A 24,550-nucleotide genomic window follows, 5' to 3' on the forward strand; every position below is an offset into this window, starting at 1 on the left:
ATGACTCAAACAATTGAGCCTGTAGTATCGGGTGCACCGAAATTAATGACGCCGATACAGGAATTTTGGCACTACTTTAAACGTAATAAAGGTGCGGTGATTGGCCTTGTCTATATTGTCCTGATGCTGCTGATTGCGTTATTGGCGGGGGTACTAGCGCCGTACGGTCCGGCAGAACAGTTCCGTGATTCCTTGCTGATGCCTCCGGTATGGCAGGAAGGCGGAAGCTGGCAATTTATTCTCGGCACCGATGATATTGGGCGCGATATTCTGTCCCGCCTAATGTATGGGGCACGCCTGTCATTATTGGTTGGCTGTCTGGTCGTAGTGATGTCACTTATCATGGGTATCATTCTGGGGGTATTGGCTGGATATTTCGGCGGTATGGTGGATACCATTATCATGCGTATCGTCGACATTATGTTGGCCTTGCCAAGCCTGCTGCTGGCATTGGTGTTGGTGGCGATCTTTGGCCCATCAATTGTCAATGCGTCATTGGCTCTGACTTTTGTCGCCTTGCCTCACTATATCCGCCTGACAAGGGCGGCGGTATTGGTGGAAGTTAACCGCGATTATGTGACAGCTTCCCAGGTAGCGGGGGCGGGAGCTATACGTCAGATGTTTATCAATATCCTGCCAAACTGCCTTGCGCCGTTAATTGTGCAAGCGTCATTAGGGTTTTCGAACGCGATTCTTGATATGGCAGCCTTAGGGTTTCTGGGAATGGGAGCACAGCCACCGACGCCGGAATGGGGGACCATGCTGGCCGATGTTTTGCAATTTACCCAGAGTGCGTGGTGGGTTGTGACCTTTCCGGGGCTGGCTATCTTGTTGACGGTACTGGCATTTAACCTGATGGGGGACGGGTTGCGTGATGCCCTTGATCCCAAGCTCAAGCAGTAGGGGTATTGAGAAATGGCATTATTGAATGTAGACCAATTGTCGGTGCATTTCGGGGATGAAGATGTACCATTCCGCGCCGTTGACCGTATTAGCTACCGTGTTGAGCAGGGAGAGGTTGTCGGCATTGTTGGAGAATCCGGCTCAGGTAAATCAGTCAGTTCATTGGCGATTATGGGGCTGATTGATTATCCGGGCCGAGTTATGGCAGAAAAACTGGAGTTCGATGGCCGTGATCTGACCAAAATTTCAGAAAAAGAGCGCCGTCAGTTGGTGGGTGCGGAAGTGGCGATGATTTTCCAAGATCCCATGACCAGTTTGAATCCGTGCTACACCGTCGGTTATCAGATTATGGAAGCCTTGAAAGTTCATCAGGGTGGCAATCGGAAAACGCGACATCAGCGGGCAATCGATTTATTGACCCAGGTAGGTATCCCCGATCCGGTCTCTCGTCTGGATGTTTATCCGCATCAATTATCGGGAGGGATGAGCCAGCGTGTGATGATCGCGATGGCTATTGCGTGTCGCCCAAAACTCCTGATTGCTGATGAGCCGACGACAGCTTTGGATGTCACCATTCAGGCGCAAATCATCGAATTGTTGCTGGAATTGCAGCAGCAGGAAAACATGGCATTACTCTTGATCACCCATGATTTGGCACTGGTGGCGGAAGCCGCACATCATATTATTGTGATGTATGCCGGACAGGTGGTGGAAATTGGCAAGGCAACGGAAATCTTCCGTGCGCCACGCCATCCTTATACACAAGCATTATTGCGGGCATTGCCGGAATTTGCGGTGGATAAGTCCCGTTTGGCATCGTTGCCCGGCGTTGTTCCCGGAAAATATGATCGCCCAATGGGGTGTTTGCTCAACCCCCGTTGTCCCTATGCCAATGCGTATTGTCGTCAGGAGGAGCCGTCATTGCAATCAATGAGAGGGCGTCAGGTTAAATGTCACATGCCACTGGATGATGAGGGGAGGCCAAACAGCATGAACATTCGACAAAACAGAGAAAGAGAACAAGAAAAAGCTATAACACCTTTACTGCAAGCCACTGAATTGAAGAAGTACTATCCGGTGAAAACAGGCTTATTCTCGCCTGAGCGTATGGTTAAAGCGTTGGATGGTGTCTCATTTGAACTGGAAAAAGGTAAGACACTGGCAGTTGTCGGTGAATCGGGCTGTGGAAAATCCACATTGGGCCGCCTGCTGACCATGATTGAAAAACCGACTGATGGGGAGCTTTATTATCTGGGGCAAGACCTGTTGGTGCCAAATAAAGAAGCAGAAAAACTTCGTCGCCAGAAAATCCAGATTGTATTTCAAAATCCTTATGCTTCCTTAAATCCACGTAAAAAAGTGGGACAGATTTTGGAAGAGCCATTGCTGATTAATACTTCACTGACTGCGAGCGAACGCAAGGAGAAAGTCTTGCAGATGATGGAGAAAGTGGGACTAAAACCGGAACATTATGCACGTTATCCGCACATGTTTTCTGGTGGTCAGCGTCAGCGTATCGCCATTGCCCGTGGATTAATGTTAAACCCGGACGTAGTGATTGCAGATGAACCCGTTTCAGCGTTGGATGTTTCAGTGCGAGCGCAGGTTCTGAACCTAATGATGGATTTGCAGCAGGAGCTGGGATTGTCTTACGTCTTTATATCCCATGATCTTTCGGTCGTCGAACATATTGCTGATGAAGTGATAGTGATGTATTTGGGACGTTGTGTTGAAAAAGGCAGTAAGGAAATGATTTTCAATAACCCGCGTCATCCTTACACACAGGCGTTATTGTCAGCGACCCCGCGCCTGAATCCTGAGCTGCGCCGTGAACGCATTAAGCTGACGGGAGAGCTGCCAAGTCCGATGAATCCGCCGGCAGGGTGTGCTTTTGCTGCCCGTTGTCGTCGCGCATTTAGCCAGTGTACCCAATTCCAGCCTAAGTTAACGCAATATGGCGGACAATTGATCGCGTGTTTCGCGGTTGAACAGGATGAAAATCCATCCACCTAATTGTATCTGACCGCGGTATAACGTTTGACATCCTCTGAACGGCGGTTAACGTTATACAATCGCTTTATTTGATGCCGTTATATCCCGGTCATTTTCTCTGTTGCATTGCCATTCATCAAAATAAGACGACCACAAGTAAAATCAAGTATACTCACTCACATTATTAAGATGTGTTGGTCAGAGTTTTCACTATTAGTTTGGTATTGGTTTGGATAAGATGAAATTGCGTGTCAAACGTTCGTTAACCATTAAACAGATGGCCGCAGTGACCGGAGTCACTTTGGTTACTATTGCCATTTTCATCACCATCCAGTTATCCCACCTATTACAGCAGCGGAAAGATGACTATATCAGCCAGCTTAACAATGCGGCTGTACAGATCCAGACGCCTTTGGCGGAAGCGTTGTTAAGTTCAGATCTCAATAAAGCGAAAACGTTGTTGATTGGGTTGAAAACCTCAGGCATTCTGGGACGAGCTGATGTGTTATTACCTGATAATGTTCGGGTAATGAGCCTGGATTTTGCCACTCATCGTCCCATACCTGAACTGGCAAAGAAGGTTTTTGGTATTCCTGTTGAGGTCAATATTCCTCTCTACGTTTATGGTGTTGCGCCGAAAACAGCAGAATCACAGGGACACCTTATTTTGCAGGTTGATTCCAATCGGGTGTATCGTTTTGCTTTGAATACACTTGCACTCATGTTGACCACTTATTTATTACTCGCACTTATTCTTACGGTGTCGATAAGCTGGTGTATAAATCGCATTATCATCCATCCATTGCGTAATGTTGCGCGGGAACTGAATGAAGAACAGTCACCAAGGCCTATACCTTGTCCTAAAAGCCATCAGGATGATGAGTTGGGGTTGCTGGTAAAAGGCTATAATCGCCAGGTCAATAAGCAGAAAACGCCATCAAAATGAAACCTTACAAGATGAATAACGGTCTAATTCTTGATGATAATATTTAGGAATAGCTGATTGTCTTAGGTTTCGCAGGATAAAATTAAACAGGTAGGGGTAAGTGAGAATGCTGGGCAACAAAATCGAATATCTTATTGGTGGTGCGATTCTGGCTACGACTTATTTGGCACAGGCGGAGACCTTGCAACCAGATCCTGCCTGGCAACAAGGCAAACTTGAAAATGGATTTAGCTGGCAAATCCTGCAAACACCGCAGCGGCCTAATGACAGAGTGCAGTTGCGGTTATTGGTAAAGACTGGCTCATTGTCTGAAAAAAACCAGCAACGGGGCTATACCTACCTGATTCCGAAAATCGTCTTATCCAGCAGCAAAGATTTATCATCGCAGAAATTGGAAAACCTATGGCACAATGCGATAGATACTAAAAATCTCTTTCCACCAGCCATTGTTTCCTATGATTTCACCCTTTACAGTCTAAGCCTGCCAAATAATCGTCCCGATCTATTGCAAGATGCATTGATATGGTTATCCGACATTGCTGGTGGTGCGGTATTTACACCAGAGACACTGGCACAGGCCATAAAAGGGGATGAACGTCTTGTGACGACTTTCCCACCGGATATCCAAGACCCTGTGTGGCGTATGCGCCTGCAAGATTCTACGCTTATCAACCATGATCCTGGAATGTCTGTATCAATGCCTGTCGATGTAAAAAAAGTCGAAAATTTCTATCATCAATGGTACACGCCGGATGCGATGACGCTGTATATCGCAGGGCATGTTGACAACCGGTTACTGTCAGAGCGGATTAATCAGGCATTTGCGTCATTGGAGGGAAAACGGCAGACGGCAGTGCCCGTTCCTACCTTGCTGCCACTGAAAGCAGCAACAATTGGTGTCGTGAGTGATAAGGCCACACAGGATCGCTTGTCTTTAACCTGGAATCTGAACTGGTTGCCGATTAACAATTCGGAAACTCTGATTCAGTACTGGTTAAATGATCTGGCGCGTGAAGCGCTTTACCGTTACCTGCAACAGGAGCTTAAAGACAAACAGGATGACATGCAATTAGGTCTGGATTGCCGTGTGCTATACCAGCGGGCGAACTGCTCCTTAAATCTGGATTCCCCTGCGGACAAGCTGATGGAATCCACGCTTTATCTGGCCTCTCAACTGTCCTCATTGCGGGAAAATGGATTGCCGCAAGCACAATTTGATGAACTCTATGCTCAGAATCGGGAGCAGCTCCAGCAACTATTTGCGATGTATGCCCGCACAGATACCGATATTTTGATAAACCAACGTCTGTTGTCACAGCAAAATAATGTGATAGATATTGCCCCTGAACAATTCCAGCGGTTAAGACAAGCATTTTTATCCTCCCTGACACCACAACTTTTGAATAAAAAGCTGCAAGAGATGTTGTCTCAAGAAATCTCTTTTATTCTGGTGCAACCAAAAGGTGAAGCGACGATTGATGTTAATCGAATCAAAAATAGCTTTAACCAAATTATGAGACCGGGGCCACAGCCGGAGAAACCGAAAGAGCCTAAAACGGTAAACGGCAGGGAGTAAGAGGGTAAAACGGGAGCTCTGGTTTCATTCTCCTGCAATATTTGGGCATTACCCTCGAGACTCTTTTTAAAACACGTCTCAGGAGGTTAATAGCTTATGCCTGATTTTTCCCGCAGAAAGATATTACAAGCGGCAGCGATCGGAGCAGCGAGTTCATTACTGCCTGCTTCGATTCGCAAGGCTCTGGCCATACCCGCTAATAACCGTACTGGTACTATTGATGATGTAGAACATGTGGTGATCCTGATGCAGGAAAACCGCTCTTTCGACCATTATTTCGGCACGTTGCCTGGCGTACGTGGCTTTAGCGATCGCATCACTATTCCACTCTCCGGTGGTCGCAGCATTTGGCAGCAGCAAGGAGTTGGACGGCTGGTCTTGCCTTATTATCTGGACAGTCGACACGGTAATGCCCAGCGGGCTGGAGGTACGCCTCATTCCTGGAATGATGAACACTCCGCCTGGGACAATGGCCGTATGAGTGCCTGGCCAATCCATAAAACGACAACATCAATGGGCTATTACTGCCAGACCGAGTTGCCGTACCAGTTTGCTTTGGCCAACGCTTTCACCTTGTGTGACGCATACCATTGTTCGATCCATGCAGGAACCGACCCCAATCGTCTGTTCCTCTGGACCGGCACCAACGGTCCCAGTGCCGCTAATGTTGCCGCAGTGATCAACGAATGGGACTATCCGGGGCCTCCAGAGGTAGGGTATACATGGAAAACTTACCCGGAACGACTGGAAGAAAGCGGCATTAGCTGGAAAATTTATCAATACCTGCCGGACAACTTCGGTGATAACCCGCTGGCCGGTTTCCGCCAGTACCGTGCCGCCAGCGTCGAAGCCGGCAATCCGGCACAGCCACCGGAAGGTTTCCACGACTTTGTACCTTACACTGATGAACTTAACGAGAAAATTCCACTGTACAAGGGCAACGGCAATACTCTGCCAGCTGCCAGTGGTGACGATCTGGAGACGATACTGGCCGGATTCCGCGACGAGGTGAAGAAGGGCAGGCTGCCGCAGGTAAGCTGGATAGTCGCACCGGCGGCCTATTGTGAGCACCCGGGGCCTTCCTGCCCCGTACAGGGTGGCTGGTTCATTCAGGAGATCCTCAATGCGCTGACAAACGATCCGCAGGTGTGGAGCAAAACGGTATTGCTGGTGAATTTCGATGAGAATGATGGTTTCTTTGACCACATTCCTTCACCCTCCGCGCCGTCACGACGGGAAGATGGTAGTTTCGCTGGCAAGTCCACGCTACCCTTCGACAGCGAAATTTTTCAACACGTAGCTCCGGAGGGATCACAGTGGCAGCCGCAGCCAGACGGACGCATTTATGGTCCTGGACCGAGAGTACCGATGCTGATCCTGTCGCCCTGGAGTCGCGGGGGTTGGGTTAACTCACAGATATTCGACCACACCTCAGTTCTGCAATTTTTGGAAAAACGCTTCCGGGTTCGTGAGCCGAATATCAGCGACTGGCGGCGTGCAGTGTGCGGTGATCTCACTTCAGCGTTCAACTTTGTCAATCCTAACAGTGAAGTGCCCCGTTTGCCTGCCATCACGCGACAGACAGCAGACAACCTGCGCTGGAGTCAGGAGGCGTTACCACGAGTGCCGTTACCGGAGGTTGGAAAGCAGCAATTGCCGTATCAACGGCGACGGATTCGCCTGTCCCGCGCGTTGCCTTACCAACTTAATGTTGAAGTCTCGGCTTATCCTGATCAGGGTTTACTGACACTAAGCTTTCACAACATGGGTGAACAGGGTGTGGTATTCCACGTTTACGATAAGCTACATCTGGATGAGATCCCGCGGCGTTATACCGTTGAAGCAGGTAAGTCGCTCAGTGATGACTGGCAGACGGCAGATAACTATGATCTTTGGTTGCTAGGACCCAACGGCTTTCACCGTGCGCTGAGTGGTTCACTGACACAGCGGCAGCCAGAAGTGAGTCAAATCATGAATAATACCTGCTTGCAACTGGAACTGAACAATCCGGGTGACAAAACGGTGGAGATCATCATAAAACGTTGCCCTTATACATTGCAGGGACCGTGGCGCATTAAAATGCCAGCGGGAAGTTGTCACAGCCAGACTTTTGACACCCGCATCAGTGGTGGCTGGTACGATATTTCACTGGCGGGCCCGAAAGGATGGCACCGCCGCTTGGCTGGCAGGTTGGAAAACGGTGAGCACAGCATCAGCGATCCGTTGATGGGAAAGGAATAAGATAATCGTGCCTGATATGCAAAAAACGGAAAAGGATTCTATCTATCGTTTTAAGGGGCGGTTTAACCCGCCCCGATTTAAATAATTAATGGTTTCAGAAACCATTAATTTATTTCTTCGCGGCAGCCCGTAACTCAGTCACGTTTTTACCCCCAATGCCCCAATTATCTGTTTCTACTTCATCAATGATCACAAAAGTCGTTGCTGGGTTTTTCCCAAGTACATCAACCAGCAATTGGGTTGCACCTTCAATCAGTTGTTTTTTCTGCTCAGCGGTGGCGCCTTCACGGGTAATTCTGATGTTCACAAATGGCATAAAAATAACTCCTTTTTGGTTTGTTATAGACAAGTGGGTACAGCAAAAAAGTCTTATTTATTGATATATAGGTATTTACTTTGTCTTCTTCTCTTCCGCAGTGGCGATCCAGGCGGCGCAAAACAGTGTCAGACGAGCGAAAAAATAGAAGAATGCCATTAAGCCAATCACCGAACCAAAAGCAGCCCCCGAAGGGGAGCTGGCAAGGCGTGGCAGCATCATAGTCATAATATATTTAATAACTTCAAATCCGATAGCGGCCATTAGGGTGCCTTTAAACAGCGCTGTTCTTTCAGGACGATGACGCGGCAAGATCCACAATATCCAAAGGAATAGCAAATAATTGGCTGAAATAGAAATAGTCATGCCAATTGATGTCCATGCCGGTCGGAGCCATTCTATGCCTTCCAGTCCGAGGGCGTGGACGATGAGAGCTTGGGCAGAGCCTGCTATGGAAGTCAGCGAAAGGGTGATGACCAACGCAAATAGCAGACCGAATAAGGAGAAAAAGTCGCGAATATATTGAAAGTAAATTTTCTCTTTATCTTCATGATTGCGTTCCCAGATATTTCTGGATTGGGCGAGTATTGCCTCACGTAAATTACCAACCCAGTTCATCCCTGAATAAAGTGCAATCGCCAGACCTGTCAATCCCACGGTTGTTCTTTGGTTGATTGCCGTGTCTACGCTGTTTTTCAGGGTGTTGGCGAGAGCAGGATCACTGATGCTGTTGGCGATGCCATTGATCAAACGTGCCAGTAAGTCAGGATTAGAGGCCAGCACAAAACCTGCGATGGCAAAAGAGAGCATCAGGATAGGGATTAAGGATAGAAACGAGAAATAGGTGATGGCAGCACCAAATTGGCTACCCATTCGGTCGTTGAAACGTTGTGCAGCCCTAATAAAGTGGGCAATAAAAGGAATTCGGCGGATGGCATTGCCAATACGGATGGTTACGGAAAGTGCTTTTTTACTGCTATATAGCCCTTTCTCTAATGGTGTAAGATCCTTCACTGTATTGAGTTGTTCCCTTTTGGCATGGTTACCTGGCATTACATCCTCTAGCGAAAAAATATATATGCGAAAAAAGAGTAACAGGCAAAATAAAAAAGGCAACTGGTCAGGGAGCGTGAAGAAGTACGGTAACCTTATATGGCTACCGTACAGAAGCTCAACTATTGATCATGATGATCAATCTAATTGACGACCTTTAACTTCACTGTGGACTGCTGGAAGTGTAGTATCGTGGCCCTCATTTTTCACAAAAGGTACTTTACCGGAGAAAATATCTTTTTGTGCAGAGGCTGCCAGATCTGAGAGGGAACCTGGTATATCAATGCCTAAGTTTTGACCTTTATCGTATCCGGCGACAGATTGTTGGTTAATTTGCGGGGTATTCAGCGAGACAGCACCTTGTGCGCTATCAATTTTGCTGCCCACTAAATAGGTTGTTCCAGAGACATCCAGATTAACCCCTTGAGTACCGGTTAATGTTGTTTGCTTACCTACAGCTTCTCGATCGAGAGTATCGTAGTTGCCTTTAAGTTTGCCATCGAAGCCCTTGAATGTGGCTTTCAATTGATCTGTCAAACTGGGTGCTTTATCTCCGGTTTTAGCGTTATCGCTAGCTGCGGTAGGAATAGCTTCTTTAGAAGCGGCATCTCCTTTGACGGTTTTGCTATATCCCAGGCCAGCATCCAGACCCACATTCAGGCTATGAGTGCTGTCCTTGCGGCTTTCGACATTGAAATTGCCACCGATGTTGCCTGTTACCTGGGTAGCATCGACATTGGCGCCTTTAAGCGAGGTATCTCCTGCACTGGTCAGGTTAACATTGCCGCCGGAAACCTGCGCGTTATGGTGTGTGGTTTGCGTCAGGTTATTGACGCCAAATTTCAATTCACCGCCGATATTATATTTGCTGTCGATAATGCTGTTAGCCGAATCGCCTGTTGCAGAAGTATTGCCTGCTGCGCCATCCCCCCCTTCTTTGCGAGCGGTAGAGGACATGCCGCCTTTAGCTTTAGCGCCGGCGTTCCAACCATTGGCGTTGACAGTATCCTGAGCCGAAGTCAGTTCGATTTTCCCACGCTGTGCGGTTAAATCTACCTGTTTGCCGGAAACGTTGGCACCTTGTAACGCCAGATTATTGCCGGCATTCAGATTTACCCCTTGCCCACCAGCGATATTGCTGGTTTGGGCGGTAGTGTTGCTCTGATTGTCGGTGTTATAACCACCACCTAAGCTGCCACTGAAATTCTTGCCATCAGGGTTGGTTCCCACGGTCAGAGAAATCTCCCCATTGTAACCATTGCTTTGTTTCTCATTGCGATTAGTGGCTTGATTAAACTGAATATTCCCACCTGCATTAACATTGGCTAAACCTTCGCCTGCATTGATTGAAGTACCTTGGTAGCGCGCATCTCTGGTCACCTGGATATTGACGCCATTTTGAGCATTGATGCCACTGGTTACTGCGCTGGTATTATTGTTGGATGTTTCCTGATAGCTGCCACTGCCTTTGCCATTGACGGAAATATCTGCCCCTGTTGTGGTGTAGACGCGCAAGCTGGCGTTGCCAGTTGTATCAGCAGTATGAGAATTTTGGCTGTTGGCTGCCGCTTCACTGGTATGGCTGCCAGCAGTCAGCGAGACACCGCCTTTGTTAGCCTGGTATTGCGTACCTTGGTCATAGACGTCACCGTTCGTGGTGACTTTGACATCGCCTGCCTTGATGGTAGTCACTACAGCATTAGACTGATGGTTATTGGTGTAACGGCTGTTGCCGTTCATGGTTAGTTCAATACCGGCATTAGGTAAACCCGTCTTCGTGATGGAAGCATCCAGTTTCTTATCTGCGGCAGCCTTGGCTGTTTTTTCTACAGGGCGGGTAGTGGCACTGTAATCAGCAGTTCCGCTGATCTCGCCACCTACCTGTAATTGATGGGTTGAGCCGGATTCGGTATTGGCCGTTGCCACATTTTTAACACTGCCGGCATTAGTCTGATAAGAACCTTGCACTTGATGATCCGTACCCTGTTGCTTCAACTCACCCATTGCATTCAGCTCAAGGTTGCCAGTTATTTGGGTTTTGGTCACTTCTGCCGTTGTCCGGCTATCGGCTTTTCCGTTGCTGTTGTAAGTTCCTTCGACACCACTACCGAGTTTGTCCATACCGCCAGTGACAAAGACACTGCTGCTCAGTTTTTCTTGTGAGGTTGAGGTTGATGTGCCATTTTCACCAGCCAGCAACGCAATGTTATTTCCGGTAATTTTTGCATCGCCCTGGGTTGTGACCAACTTAGAACCAGTAGCGGTAACATTTTGACCCGCATTTACGCTAAGGTTACCACCATTCAGTTCTGACGGACGTTGCGTTGTACTTTCATCTTTCTGTTTATCGGTTGTGTGTTCAAAACCCACACCAGCACGATATTGGTTATCTTTCATCTCATTGGCGTAGTACTGCCAGTCAAGGTTGGTTTTTTCCTGTTGATACTGATTCTTCTCACCATAATTCAGGATATTGATATTGCCCGACGTCTTCAGTTGTAATTCGCCAGCACTTTTGGCCAGACTGCCAATGACATTGATGTCTTTATTACTGAGTAATTTCAGATCTGCATCAGAAATCAATTGACTGCCGGAAGATTTTTGTTGTTTGTTGTGTTCCTGGTTAGTATTTTTGGTGATGTTGAAGATGGTTCCCTTTCTTTCATCCACCTCTTTAGAAATATGGCTGACTGCATTATCGATAGTTAACTGCCCTTCATTGGCTGAAACATAAGCGCCTTTTTGGGCTTTCACTGTACTGCCCGTAATGTTGACACCATTTCCACCAGACAGCAGCAAGAGCTCGCCTGCCGTCACTTCGGAAATATGATGGGTTTCTGATTTATCGCGGTTATCTTTTTTGCTGCCACCCGCAATACCGCCCCAATAGGTTTTATCCTTAGCAAGGATTTGATCATCAGTGAGGGATTGCACAGTAATATTGGCTTGTTGACCCGCAGAAATAATCAGGTTTTTGCCTGAGTCAATGTGGGTTCCGATAATGTCAACATTTCCCTTTGCTTTGATACCTAAAATCCCGCCTGCGCTTAATTCGTTGCCGGTACTTCTTTGTGTGGTATTGACCTGATTCCAATCACCTGTTTGCAGTGAGGCAGAATGGTTCTTTTTATATCCTTTCTCTGAGGTCATTTCTGATTCTATCAGACTCGCCAACTTCACATCTTTTTGGGCTGATATGGACAACAGGTTACCGGCTTTGATCTTACTGCCAAGGATTTCAGCATTGCCTTCATTGGTGGTTAAATGGACATTTTCACGAGCGTTGATGGTATTGCCTTCGTACTGGTATTTTTCACTCTCATTGGTGACATCATACCGCCAGGCCCATCCCCGTTGATTGTTGGTGTTACGGTCAAATTGGTGAAGTTGTTGCCCGTCCAGTTTCAGGTTGGCACCAGTCAATTGGACATTATCCCCTTCAATATCAGTTGCCATCACTTGGTTGTTTTGTTTGGCCACCAGCGTGATGTTCTTGCCTGCCAATTGGGTACGGGCAACAGATTCACTGATTTGCTTTTGTTCGGTATAAATACCACTAAAAGTGCTTTGGTGATTATCACTACCCATTTTGTCTGATGAAGATTGGTTCAGACGTCCTTGGGACAGCACATTATTGCCGCTCAAGGTGATATCCCCGCCTTTTAGCTCCGCAGCTTCCAACTTCACATCGCCGTAGGATCCAATATCAATGCCATCACTAGCGGTTATTTTGCCTTTTAAATTGACTCCGCTCCCTTCCGCCGTGTTCAGCAGACGAATGCGTCCTGCCCGCATACTGCCCAAATAGGCGCTGTCGAGTGCGCCAATATTCGCTTGCTGGATATCCAGGATGTGACCATCGGCCGAAATCTTGTTATTCCCTGTTGTGATATTGAGGTTTTTTGAGGTGATCACCTGACCATTAATGTCAATTTTAGGTGCAATCAGGTTCAGCACGTCATTATGGGATAAGCCATTGTTGTTGATATTCAGGGCGTTCAGGTTATCAAAGGTGTTGAAGCCTTGCAGGATCCCATTTTCCACCAGTGGATTACCGACAACCAATGACGCCTGATTGGTATTGATAAAACCACAGCCGTTACAAGTGATACCGTTAGGGTTTGCCAGTACATAATCGGCGGCGATACCAAATATTTCCTGTTCGCCGAGCAGGAATGAAGGATTACGGCTAATAACCTCATTTAAGATCACACTGGCAACTTGTCCATTGAGGTTACTGTTGGCAGATAATTCCCCTGCCAATTGTGATGTTCCATTCTCCAGAGAGTTATTGAACACCGCCCCCATTTGATTGACGTTGAAGTCTTGGTATTGGTTATGTGATAACCCTGATTCGGAAGGCGCAACGATATTGACGACTGTTGCACCGGTATCAGCTTGCATAACATCCGGGCTATGGGCTGCATCTCCACCAGGCGTAATATCATTGGCAAAACTGACTGAACAGGTTGCCAGAATAATTGCCATAGAAACGGCAAGTTTTCCGGTGGGAGACAGTTTAAATTTTTTATTTTTCATATAACTTCCTTATTTGCTTCTTTATTGCCATGTGCAGCGCGCTGGGGGATCATTGTTCTAATAATCCCCACAACCTGTCTGCGGTTAAAAAAATCAAATGGTTCAAAAAATTAAAAAGTGTAAGAGAAGCGGGTTAACAGTTGCATAGGTTCATCCGTGTGCCTGTTTTGGTGTGAAAGTAATTTACCGCGGCTGAATTCAACATCCGCAAACAGTTGCTGATAGCGTAGTGTCAAACCTGCACTTAATCCGGCACTGCTTTTCCAGCCGTCCTGACTGCGATAGCCTTTAACCTGGCCGATATCCACGCCGGTACGTAATAAAAGTGAGCCTTTGGCAATGGGGATTGAATGAGAAAGTGTATTTCTTAAATACCAGCCATTATCAGCCGATGACACATTTTTGCTGAATCCTCGCACCGCATTACGGTCGGTCACATTGAGCCACTCAACACCTGGTAGCCCATCTTTACTGTATTGGGCATGAAATTGGCTGCTAAATTGGTAAGGCACATCTAAAAGTGTGAAACGCTGTTGTAAATTTGCCGATAATTTCCCTTTGGTAAACTGCTTATTCAGACTGGCTGTAGCGGTTTGGGCACCAAACCACGGCGTTCCCCGCTCAATACTCATATTGAGGGAGATCAACCCTGAAGGGATAATTTGTAAGTGGTTAATACCCAGTTCAACAACACTCAATGTCTGGCTACTGACGGTGAGCTTGGCGTCTTGGAAATGGTTGGTGTAATTCTTATAAACCAACTGGGTGTTTAATGTACTAATTTGCGCCTGGTTACGATGAAAAACCCAATCAGCACGAATGCCTGTTTGTTGTGAATTCCCGTACAATTTGGCCAAATGTATTTGTAAACGGGGATGGCTGGTGTATTGGGAATAACTGTTGAATCCACTCAATGTTACGGCTCCATAGGGGAGCGAATAAAGCAGAGTATAAGCGCGATTATATTGGGTATTGGGTTTATCTACGGTACTGGCGCCGCTGAAGCTAACAAAGTCAGATAACCCCAATGGGCTATCGACACTGGCATTGAATCGCGTGATCCATTTTCCTGTGCTTTTCTGTCCATAATTATCGATTGTGGTGGTTATTCTCCACGGAGAAGCGTGCCGATTGTGTAGCCTGATGATAGAACCACCATTAACGGTACCTGGTAGAATATCGAGAGTGGTTTTGTTTGATTGCAGGCGATTCGCTTGATCCAACCCTTGATCAAGTTGATTCAGGTTGAGTGGTTTATTTGTCAAATGTGGGAATAGTGTTTGGCTATTGACCCAACGGTCAGCTCCTTCTATCGCCTCGACAAAACCTTCAACGACATTGATCCCCAGTTCGCCATTGGTGTTGGGGGGAATAAACTGTACCCGTGCCGTAATATAACCTTTAGCAATATAGAGGTTGGTGAGTTCCGCTGACAGCTTGTTGATGTCATTGCTGGTGATACAGCTATCGGGCAGGGCACTGAGTGTATTCAGATCTCTCAAAGAGAGTAAGGTAATGCCTTGAAGATAAACCCCATTAACCGCCAAACAGGGTGGTGCTTCCATCACGACGGGGGAAACAGTTTGTGGTGAAACGTTATCTGTGCGATTAATCAATCCTTGATGACGGCGCTCTTCAATTAATTGGTCTATTTCCCGCGAACTATCCTGTAAGGTTCTTCTTGCTTCATCTGTAGGAAAAGCGGGATTAAACGCATCAGGCGATGCGTTCACCTGAAATGCAGTACAGAATAAGATGAAGATTGTCGTCCTTTTAATCATGGGAATACCCAAATGATAATAGTTGATGGGAAATGTATCGTGTTGGGTTAGGCTTAAACATCCTAGTTTATTAATTAAGCATTAGAGCATAGAAAATCTTTTATGTTGTTCTGATTAACAAATGTGTTTTGTTAAGAATTATAATTTCTAGTTATAAATTTACATTAATGATTTATGATAATTCATTTTAGTTATGTATTATCTCAATGTGAAGAGTTAAGTAAAATTTAATTTGGTTAATCAACATATCAGCAGGATAAAGAGATGTGATGAGGAACTTTTTCTGTATTTTTAGTCTATTAATTTAAAAGTTTTACTTATGTAATGTTGATGAAAGGTATTGAAGTAGAAGAAATGTAAAAGGTAAGGGCAGATATATTTTAGTCAGATTATTTGACTGAAAATCAATCATGCGTGTAATTATAAATTACTCTCTCTTTATTTATTTTGAAAATAATTACTATATGAAAATCTGACAGCAGAAAAAAAGCAGAAAAACAAATATAAAAGAGAAAAACAGGAATTAAAGTAAATTGGTGGGAATTTTAAGATATTAGAATGATTCAGCCAATGAATAATATTCATTGGCTGAAAGGTTACTACTTAATACTTAATGAATAAGATATTAAGCAGAAATCGGTGCGCGCCAGTCGTCAGAACCAGAAGTACCCGCAGTAGTGTGTTCCCAGGTAATCTTACGATAAGCAAGAGATACACGAACTAATTGAGTGAATTCTGATTTAGCTGGATCTTGGCAGTGTGGCATTTTGCAATCGATATCAACGATAGTTGCATCTTCCAGTTTGGTAGTAAAGAAGTGCTCTTGTTTACCTTCGATTGAAGTGCGATACCATTTCAATTCTACAGTAGGCAGCATTTCGCCAGAAGCCAGTGCGTTGTACAACAGAGGAACTGATTTATTCAACGCAACGGTAAAGCGGAATGGCTTATGCGCACGCTGGCCAGAAGGTTGTCCTGACTGTGGATCAGTTGGGACAGTAACGATGTGGTCAAATTCTTGAACCAGCATTTCGTCTTCGTGACCCTGAACAAAGATATTACCTACGGATTCAGCAGTGAATGAGCGAGCGGTAATATGACCCTGAGTTTTACCATGGATGGAAATATAACATGGAGTTGGCATATGAATATCCTATAAAAATTTACCAATATTAGTGTAAGTGTTCGTTCCTTACGTGATTATTCCATTTATTAACCAAGTGCTAATCAGATGAAATTATCGTTTGCCAAACACTCGAGGCGAATAATAAAGCTGAAATTGTCTAATGCAAAGTTATTTGAAAAATGCAACATACGCTCTGCTTCAATGACAAATAAAAATTTTATAATTATTGCCGTTGTAATATTTATAACTGATTTTTTATAAACAATGAGTTTCTTTGACTGGTTTAAAAATAATCTTCGATTTTTTTATTTTTATAACTATATGATATTTATGTTATTTTTGTTTTTTAGTTAGCTGTTTTCTTATGATCATTTGAAAAGTGTTATCTAGATCAAAAAAATGAAAATAACTTGAGTTGTTATGGTACTTAATTAATCAAAATAAAATAAAAAATGATATTGACGATAATTATTAATAGTGGATTGAAAGGTTGTATTTTATTCAGTTGAATATGAAAAATATTTCTTTTGATGCAAGTTATAGATAATTGGATCAAATGCTCTTAGAGGGTGTAAAACCAAATTTTCCTCTATTTTTAGAGCGAAAAAATGCTTATAAATTGCTATGCGTTGGGATGTGTAGATTAAAAGCTTGAATAGAGGTATTTATCAATTTGTGTTTAGGCTTTACATCAAAAAAATAAAATGTCAAACTCGAACTTGACGATTTCTCGTATCGATGTTATCTCCACGATTGCATAGGGTATATCTGATTATTTAACTATATATTGATATAAAACTATTCGTGCCTACAAATACAGTTGTTTTCTTAAGCCTATTTTTTAGGAAGATTTTCTGTATTTATTATATGGGTGAACATTGTAATCATTCTCTCACCAATAATGGGTTGTTAGACAGTTCATGGTTGTATTAGCCAAAGGATTCAAATATGAGTAAGAATAGTCTAGGTAGCGTAGCTCCGAAAGAAAGAATTAATATTAAGTATGTTCCTAATAATGGTGACCAAACCGCAGAAGTTGAATTACCTCTGAATCTCTTGGTTGTTGGTGACTTGAAAGGAAAAAGCGAAGATACGCCAATTGAAGAGCGGCAGACAGTTTCTATCAATAAGAACAACTTTAATGCCGTCATGAATGAAGCGAACATCAACCTGACTTTTAACGTTCCTAATCGTCTCGATGAAAAAAGCGAAGAAGATCTGCCCGTTAATCTGGAAATAAAATCGCTGAATGATTTTTCACCGGATAATATCGCGAAGAAAGTACCTGAATTAAATAAACTTCTCGAACTGCGTGAGGCATTGGTTGCATTAAAAGGCCCATTGGGAAATATCCCAGCATTTCGTGCTCGTTTGCAGTCACTGCTGGATGATGAATCCGTTCGTGAGCAACTCCTGAAAGAACTTGAAATCGTCAACAAAAAATAACTGGTTAAAGGAATTTTTAAATGGCTCAGCACGAAGAAAACAGCACAGCTATTGCTTCTGGCGCAACGACTTCCTTGCTTGATGAAATTATGTCTCAAGCGAGAATGACTCCAGAAAATGATGGCTACTATATTGCTAAGCAAGGTGTTGCTGCGTTTATCGGTAGCATCCTGGATACTGGCTCTAACGAAGAACCAATCAACAAACTGCTTGTTGATAAGATGATCGTTGAGTTGGATAAAAAGCTCAGTGAGCAGATGGATGAAATCATGCACGCTAAGCAATTCCAGGAATTGGAATCTTCCTGGCGTTCACTGAAAATTTTGGTGGATCGCACTGATTTCCGTGAAAACATCAAAATCAATATCCTTCATGCCACTAAAGATGAATTGTTAGAAGATTTTGAATTCTCCCCTGAAATTATTCAGTCCGGCTTCTACAAACACGTTTATTCCTCAGGCTACGGTCAGTTCGGTGGTGAACCTGTTGCCTCCGTCATCGGTAACTACGCGTTCAACAATACTACGCCTGATATTAAATTGATGCAGTATGTCAGTTCAGTCGGTGCGATGGCTCATGCGCCATTCTTGTCTTCCGTTTCACCGGAATTCTTTGGCATTAACAGTTTTACTGAGCTGCCTGCCATCAAGGATCTGAAGTCCGTCTTTGAAGGTCCTTCACATACTAAATGGCGTGTGCTGCGTGAGTCAGAAGATTCACGTTACTTAGGCCTGACCGCCCCCCGTTTCTTGCTGCGTCTGCCTTATTCCACTGTTGAAAATCCAATCAAGAACTTCAACTATCAGGAAAATGTTAGCCGTGATCACGAACATTTCTTGTGGGGTAACACTGCGTACTTGTTGGCTAGCTGCCTGACTGACAGCTTCGCTAAATACCGCTGGTGTCCGAACATTATCGGTCCACAGAGTGGTGGCGCTGTGAGTGATCTGCCAGTTCACCTGTATGAAGCAATGGGGCAAATTCAGGCGAAGATCCCAACAGAAGTGTTGGTCACTGACCGCCGCGAATTCGAACTGGCAGAAGAAGGCTTCATTACCCTGACCATGCGTAAGGGCAGCGATAACGCAGCATTCTTCTCGGCAAACTCAGTTCAGAAACCCAAAGTGTTCCCAAATACTCGTGAAGGGAAACTGGCGGAAACCAACTACAAGTTGGGTACTCAGCTTCCATACATGTTCATCATCAACCGTCTGGCTCACTACATCAAAGTGTTGCAGCGTGAACAGATTGGCGCCTGGAAAGAGCGTCAGGATCTGGAGCGCGAACTGAACATGTGGCTGAAACAGTACATTGCTGATCAGGAAAACCCACCCACTGACGTTCGTAGCCGTCGTCCTCTGCGTGCTGCTGAAATCAAAGTGCTGGATGTTGAAGGCGATCCAGGCTGGTATCAGGTGGCGATGCAGGTTCGCCCGCACTTCAAATACATGGGTGCAAGTTTCGAACTGTCTCTGGTTGGACGTTTGGATAAGGAATAATCATGGCTGCGCTGTACAGTTGGAACAGAGGCAGCTCTGCCAGTCTGTTCGAGCGCATTCAAGGGAAGAGCTTCGGCTCTTCCCGTCAGTCAAGGATGCGTGCACTACTTGATTCTATCAAGAAGCATTTGAATGAAGTGCTTAATTCCCGTCCCGGTGCCTGCCAAAGTGCTGTTGATTTAGGGGTTATTGATCTCAATGACGCGACCGCGACATCGGTGGATTTCAAGCAAAGTATCGAATGGGCGATTGAAGAGTGCATCAGAAATTATGAGCCAAGAATATCAGCGGTTTCTGTCAGCGCCATCAATGATGATTCAGATCCGTTGTTGTTGAGCTTTCATATCAGCGCTGAAATCTCTCTGGATGATATCAACGACCTTGTGGAATTTAGCATCCAGTTGGATAACAACCGACGCTATTGCCTGGAGCGAACTCAATAAATGTCATTTGAAAAATATTTCAGAGATGAGTTGAACTATCTGCGACAACTGGGGAAAGAAGCCGCAGTTGAGCGTCCTCATCTTGCTGCATTTCTGTCAGAACAGGGTTCTGACCCCGACGTTGAGCGTTTGCTTGAAGGTTTCGCTTTCCTGACGGGCAACTTGCGGGCAAAGATCGATGATCAATTCCCTGAATTGACCCACGGCCTGCTTAATATGCTGTGGCCGAACTATCTGCGTCCAACGCCCAGCATGACCATCATCGAGTATACCCCTGATGAGAGCGTGGTGACGAAAGCGACACAGGTTAAGCGTGGCACCCAGATTATGAGCCATTCGCTGTCAACTCAAGATGATATTTATTCGAACGAAAAGTCGGATGGCAAAAAAGACGATCATGATCGCTGTACGTTTACGCTATGCCGTGATGTCTGGCTTTTTCCGCTTTCCATCCATGATATTACCGTCAATAACAGTAATGAGACCGGAATTATCGGTTTGGATTTTACGTCGAAAACAGAACTGAATCTGCATGAGTTGGAGCTGGACAAACTGCGTTTTTATTTGAGCGGTGATAATTATACCACCTCCCAGCTCTATTTCTGGCTTTGTTACTATTTCAGAAAAGCAGAATTGGTAGCAGGCGATACCGTGATCCCCCTGCCAGATTTTGATTTTGTGCCTGTGGGATTTGAGCGGGAAGATGCGTTATTGCCTTACCCAAAAAATGCCTATATGGGATATCGCATTTTGCAGGAATATTTCTGTTTCGCGGAAAGTTTTCTGTTTTTTGATGTGAAAGGCTTCCCGGAACTGCCGGAAGATCTCAAAACCAAAGATTTCAAACTGAATTTACACTTTTCTCAGGCATTGCCGCCAGAAGCCAAGATTCGCCATGACACTTTTCGTTTGCACTGCACACCAGCAATCAACCTGTTCCCCATGGACAGTGAAGCAATTGAACTCAATGGCAGCCAGACTGAATACCCATTGAAAGCCAGTTACAGCTTTCCAGATAACTACGATATTTTCTCCGTTGATGGCGTAGAAAGCTGGCTGACAGGGGAAAATGGTGAACGCAGTCGTGCCCGTATTGGTGAGCGAGTCTATACCCCGTTTGAAAGTTTCAATCACCAAATAGATAACGAAAATGAGCGTTCGATGCGTTATTACCGTATTCGGGTGAAAGAATCTCCTTTCCGTCGGGGGCTGGAACATTTTATCTCATTGGTACGGGGAGATGAGGCAGATTTGCTCAGGCTCAAGCTGAAAGAAAATGTTTCGATCAGTTTGACCTGTACCAACCGTGAATTGCCTTTAGAGTTGCGGGTTGGTGACATTAATTACCCCTCAATCGGCAGCCCGTCATTTGCGACATTCCGCAATATTACGCGGCCGTCAGTGCCTCTCTATCCCTTGTTGGATGGCAGTTTGCACTGGTCACTACTGTCAAATATGTCGCTCAACTATATGTCATTGCTGGATAAGGACGCACTGAAGCAGGTGCTGCGTACCTACGATTTCCCAAGTATTCATAACCGACAGTCCAAGCGTTCATCGCAAAAACGGCTTGATGCTATTGAAAAAATTGAAACAGAGCCGACAGATCGTCTGTTCCGTGGTCAGCCTGTACGTGGATTGCGCTCAACACTGTATATCCGGCAACAGGCATTCAACTCAGAAGGTGAGCTTTATCTGTTCAGTACGATTCTGTCACGGTTTTTCTCACTGTATGCCAGCGTCAATGCGTTTCATATGTTGAAGGTAATCAATTTAGATAATCAGGAATGTTATGAATGGCCGGTACAGATAGGTCAACACTCGTTGATGTAATCACTGAACAGGATCCTGCCGCGCCGCTGGCATTGGATATCTCACAGTACAACTTTTACCAGTTGGTTGAGCTGCTTAATCAGTTAGCAGTAGCGTGGGATAAAACCGGAGAGACAGATCGTCCAGATCTGGAGTCTATCCGTTTCCGTTCCAGCGCCAGTCTGGCATTTCCGACTCGGGATATCATCTCGCTTACGCAATCCAAAAAGGGATACTTCGAACTGGAGGTTTCCTTTATGGGATTGCATGGTAGCCAGTCCCCGATGCCTGGCTATTATCTGGATTCACTGGCATGGGAAGAAGCCCAGGGGGAAAACCGTCTGACGGATTTTCTCAACATTTTCAACCACCGTTTAATTACGCTTCTGCATCAGATTTGGCGGAAATACCGCTATTACATCTGCTTCAAGAAGGGTGGAGAAGATAATTTTTCCCAACGCATGTTTTCTCTGGTTGGGTTGGGCAGTGATGTCAACCGCCGGATGCTGAACATCAACCACAGCAAAATGCTGGCGTACGCCGGATTGCTGGCAAGCCCCGGACGCTCGCCAGAAGTCATATGCAGCCTTGTTTCTCACTGTTTTGATTTGCAGGACGTCACGTTGCACGGCTGGCAATTCAGGAAAGTCATCATCCCGAAGGATCAGCAGAACCGTCTGGGGGGAACCAATAAGGGCCTGAAAACGGTTGATAACAAGTTATCGGTATTGGGGGATAACTTCACCATTGGTTCTTGGGTTGGGGATTACAGTGGTAAGTTTTTACTTAGTATCAATGGCTTAACTCGTGATCGGTTCCTCTCATTCCTGCCTGATGGCAAAAACTATCTGCCGTTGGTGATGTTCATATCTTTTGTCATGCGCAGCCAGTTTGCCTGGGAACTGCGGCTTAGTCTGGCTGAAAATCAGGTCAGCGGCATGGTATTGGGGGCAAAGCAGAATAACCATTTGGGGTGGACCAGTTTTCTCGGTGAACCGGAAAAGAAACCCTCTGTCATCATTTCAGTTATGGAATAACGACCATGGAAAAACATCAACCAATCCTTTCATTGCGGGTTCTTAACAGTGAACAGCTAGAAAGTGGTAAAGCCGCTAACTGCCAGTTCTCAACACAGGGTGGTACGGTCGGCAGCAGTGAAAGCCACCTTTGGTCAGTGCAGGATCAGCAGGGCAATGTCTGCCCGTCACAATTTGCCATTAAATGGCAGGATGGGGCATTTTGCCTGCAAGTATTTGCTGAATCAGTGCAAATCAACAATGCAACTTTGACGCCTGAGTCAGGTTTGATCCTGTTACAACAAGGCGATCAAATTAAAGTAGGTAATTTGTCGATCAAGAGCCATATCAGTTTTTCTGAGGCAGATCGTGTTGATCCTTCAATGATATCCCCTGAATCGTTGGTTTCCAGCTATAGCAATCCGTTGGATGCCATGATGGAAGGTGCACCCGTACAAAAATCTGTGTTTGCCCACGATGAAGGCATTGCTCCAACGGTTATGCATCGTTTCAGTGATGATCCGCTACGGGTACTTGATAGCGAGAGCCTGACCACATTGAAACCCAAGGTTGAGGCTGATGATACGGAACAACTTTTGCCGCCGGATCATTACCAAAATCCCCCATTTGCTAACCCTATTTCTGATAACCGAGGCAGTGTTATGGATCAGGAGTTCCTTGATTTACCAGGCATCGATTCCGACAAACAGTACGAAAGTATGGATGTTGACCATGTCGCCATTACTCCGCTCATGCGTGGGCTGGAAGCTCGTTTGCCTTTGCACGACAGCCAGCAGGCGAATGATTTTCTGCAAGAGATGGGCAAGACCATGAAAGCGGCCATTGAGGGGTTATTGGCTCTCCAGCGTGAACAACATGGGTTACGTGATAAACAGCTTCGGCCTATCGAAGATAACCCGCTGCGCCTGAATATGGATTATGACACAACCATGCAGGTGATGTTCTCTGAGCAGAAAAGTCCGGTTCATCTCTCCGCTCCGGCCGCGGTAGCGGAAAGCCTGCAAAACCTGCAATTACACTATCAGGCTAACCGAATTGCCATCTCTGCTGCACTGGACACCATGCTGGAAGCCTTTTCTCCAGAGCAATTGCTCCGTCGTTTCTCACACTATCGTCGTAGCAACGAAGTCAGGAATAAAGACGCATCCTGGGCCTGGGAAATGTACACCAACTATTACCGAGAATTATCTTCCAGTCGCCAGCAAGGATTCGAAAAATTATTCCGCGAGGTGTATGAGCAGGCTTATGACCGCGCATTGCGTCAGGGCTTGGAGGAATCCAGCAATGACACATTCCGCTAGTCGCCGTGTATGGGCTGTAGGGATTTTATTGCTGTCAGTGATGTTGCTAAACGGCTGTAGCAGTGCATGGAACGCAACCAAAAAAGTGGGCCAGGTCATTTGGGACCCTTCCACACCGGTAGGTAAACCCGATGAGCAGGCCTCTGTTGCCAACATTACATTGCTGGCCGAACCCGACATCAACCCCAATGAAAGTGGTGAAGCGGCCCCTGTTGAAATGAATTTGGTTTATCTCAGTGAGGATTCGCGCTTTCTGGCTGCCGACTATGACCAGCTTGCTAGCGATAAGCTCGAAAAAGCACTGGGGAAAAACTACATCGATCATCAGGATTACACCTTGTTGCCAGGGCAATACAAGCCTCTGGAACAGATCGCATTGGAAAAGAAAAACCGTTACATCGGTGTCATCGTTCACTATGCAGATGCCAATCAATCTGAATGGAAAAAGATCATCCGCGTAAAAGACATCGGTCGCCATTACCACATCTTGGTGCATGTCAGAAATAACGACGTCGAACTTAGAAAAGAGGAGGAGTAAT

General features: G+C 45.6%; 17 protein-coding genes and 1 pseudogene. 13 read left to right on the forward strand and 5 right to left on the reverse strand.

What is annotated here, in order from left to right; all coding sequences use genetic code 11:
* From dppC to ACE1SE_RS00870, 6 genes and pseudogenes are all read left to right on the forward strand, one after another.
* Complete coding sequence (gene dppC / locus ACE1SE_RS00845) at nt 1-903, forward strand: dipeptide ABC transporter permease DppC (RefSeq protein ID WP_374053550.1); 903 nt, start codon at nt 1-3, stop codon at nt 901-903.
* 12 nt (nt 904-915) lie between these two features.
* Nucleotides 916-1,887 (forward strand): annotated as a pseudogene (gene dppD / locus ACE1SE_RS00850) (dipeptide ABC transporter ATP-binding protein); the annotation flags it as partial.
* A 6-nt stretch (nt 1,888-1,893) separates the two neighbouring features.
* The gene (gene dppF / locus ACE1SE_RS00855) at nt 1,894-2,916 is read left to right on the forward strand and encodes a dipeptide ABC transporter ATP-binding subunit DppF (RefSeq protein ID WP_374053551.1); all 1,023 of its coding nucleotides are present in this window, start codon (nt 1,894-1,896) and stop codon (nt 2,914-2,916) included.
* A 217-nt stretch (nt 2,917-3,133) separates the two neighbouring features.
* The gene (locus ACE1SE_RS00860; protein WP_374052260.1) at nt 3,134-3,841 is read left to right on the forward strand and encodes a HAMP domain-containing protein; all 708 of its coding nucleotides are present in this window, start codon (nt 3,134-3,136) and stop codon (nt 3,839-3,841) included.
* Between the two features lie 106 nt (nt 3,842-3,947).
* Nucleotides 3,948-5,417, forward strand: a complete 1,470-nt coding sequence (locus tag ACE1SE_RS00865; RefSeq protein WP_374052261.1) for a M16 family metallopeptidase — start codon at nt 3,948-3,950, stop codon at nt 5,415-5,417.
* Between the two features lie 96 nt (nt 5,418-5,513).
* Nucleotides 5,514-7,658 (forward strand): phosphocholine-specific phospholipase C, encoded by a 2,145-nt coding sequence (locus ACE1SE_RS00870; protein ID WP_374052262.1) that lies wholly within the window; start codon nt 5,514-5,516, stop codon nt 7,656-7,658.
* 109 nt (nt 7,659-7,767) lie between these two features.
* On the opposite strand, the gene ACE1SE_RS00875 is transcribed toward ACE1SE_RS00870, so the two are convergent.
* From ACE1SE_RS00875 to ACE1SE_RS00895, 5 genes are all read right to left on the reverse strand, one after another.
* Nucleotides 7,768-7,974 carry a 2-hydroxymuconate tautomerase family protein gene (locus ACE1SE_RS00875; protein WP_045957420.1) on the reverse strand — a complete coding sequence of 69 codons (207 nt, stop codon included), beginning with the start codon at nt 7,972-7,974 and terminating at the stop codon, nt 7,768-7,770.
* A gap of 75 nt (nt 7,975-8,049) precedes the next feature.
* Nucleotides 8,050-9,027, reverse strand: a complete 978-nt coding sequence (gene yhjD / locus ACE1SE_RS00880; protein ID WP_374052263.1) for an inner membrane protein YhjD — start codon at nt 9,025-9,027, stop codon at nt 8,050-8,052.
* A gap of 138 nt (nt 9,028-9,165) precedes the next feature.
* Nucleotides 9,166-13,566 carry a hemagglutinin repeat-containing protein gene (locus tag ACE1SE_RS00885; protein WP_374052264.1) on the reverse strand — a complete coding sequence of 1,467 codons (4,401 nt, stop codon included), beginning with the start codon at nt 13,564-13,566 and terminating at the stop codon, nt 9,166-9,168.
* Between the two features lie 110 nt (nt 13,567-13,676).
* Nucleotides 13,677-15,347, reverse strand: a complete 1,671-nt coding sequence (locus ACE1SE_RS00890) for a ShlB/FhaC/HecB family hemolysin secretion/activation protein (protein ID WP_374052265.1) — start codon at nt 15,345-15,347, stop codon at nt 13,677-13,679.
* A 625-nt stretch (nt 15,348-15,972) separates the two neighbouring features.
* The gene (locus ACE1SE_RS00895) at nt 15,973-16,491 is read right to left on the reverse strand and encodes an Hcp family type VI secretion system effector (RefSeq protein ID WP_374052266.1); all 519 of its coding nucleotides are present in this window, start codon (nt 16,489-16,491) and stop codon (nt 15,973-15,975) included.
* Nucleotides 16,492-17,421: 930 nt separating this feature from the next.
* Here ACE1SE_RS00895 and tssB point away from each other — a divergent pair.
* From tssB to tssJ, 7 genes are read left to right on the forward strand one after another with little or no spacing between them, the layout of a single operon-like run.
* On the forward strand, nt 17,422-17,919 hold the full coding sequence (gene tssB, locus ACE1SE_RS00900) for a type VI secretion system contractile sheath small subunit (protein ID WP_374052267.1): 498 nt from the start codon (nt 17,422-17,424) through the stop codon (nt 17,917-17,919).
* Nucleotides 17,920-17,939: 20 nt separating this feature from the next.
* Nucleotides 17,940-19,418, forward strand: coding sequence for a type VI secretion system contractile sheath large subunit (tssC, locus tag ACE1SE_RS00905; RefSeq protein ID WP_374052268.1), 1,479 nt, complete (start codon nt 17,940-17,942; stop codon nt 19,416-19,418).
* Between the two features lie 2 nt (nt 19,419-19,420).
* Complete coding sequence (tssE, locus tag ACE1SE_RS00910; RefSeq protein WP_374052269.1) at nt 19,421-19,861, forward strand: type VI secretion system baseplate subunit TssE; 441 nt, start codon at nt 19,421-19,423, stop codon at nt 19,859-19,861.
* Nucleotides 19,862-21,694: a type VI secretion system baseplate subunit TssF gene (tssF, locus tag ACE1SE_RS00915; RefSeq protein WP_374052270.1), complete on the forward strand. Its 1,833-nt coding sequence runs from the start codon at nt 19,862-19,864 to the stop codon at nt 21,692-21,694.
* Complete coding sequence (tssG, locus tag ACE1SE_RS00920; RefSeq protein WP_374052271.1) at nt 21,658-22,710, forward strand: type VI secretion system baseplate subunit TssG; 1,053 nt, start codon at nt 21,658-21,660, stop codon at nt 22,708-22,710. Before tssF ends, tssG begins: the two co-directional genes overlap by 37 nt.
* A gap of 5 nt (nt 22,711-22,715) precedes the next feature.
* The gene (gene tagH, locus ACE1SE_RS00925) at nt 22,716-24,011 is read left to right on the forward strand and encodes a type VI secretion system-associated FHA domain protein TagH (protein WP_374052272.1); all 1,296 of its coding nucleotides are present in this window, start codon (nt 22,716-22,718) and stop codon (nt 24,009-24,011) included.
* A complete protein-coding gene (gene tssJ, locus ACE1SE_RS00930) occupies nt 23,995-24,549 on the forward strand; it encodes a type VI secretion system lipoprotein TssJ (protein WP_374052273.1) in 555 nt (184 codons plus the stop codon). Before tagH ends, tssJ begins: the two co-directional genes overlap by 17 nt.
* The last annotated feature ends 1 nt before the right edge of the window (nt 24,550 follow it).

The organism is Xenorhabdus taiwanensis (assembly GCF_036512875.1).
Taxonomy (GTDB): Bacteria; Pseudomonadota; Gammaproteobacteria; order Enterobacterales; family Enterobacteriaceae; genus Xenorhabdus; species Xenorhabdus taiwanensis.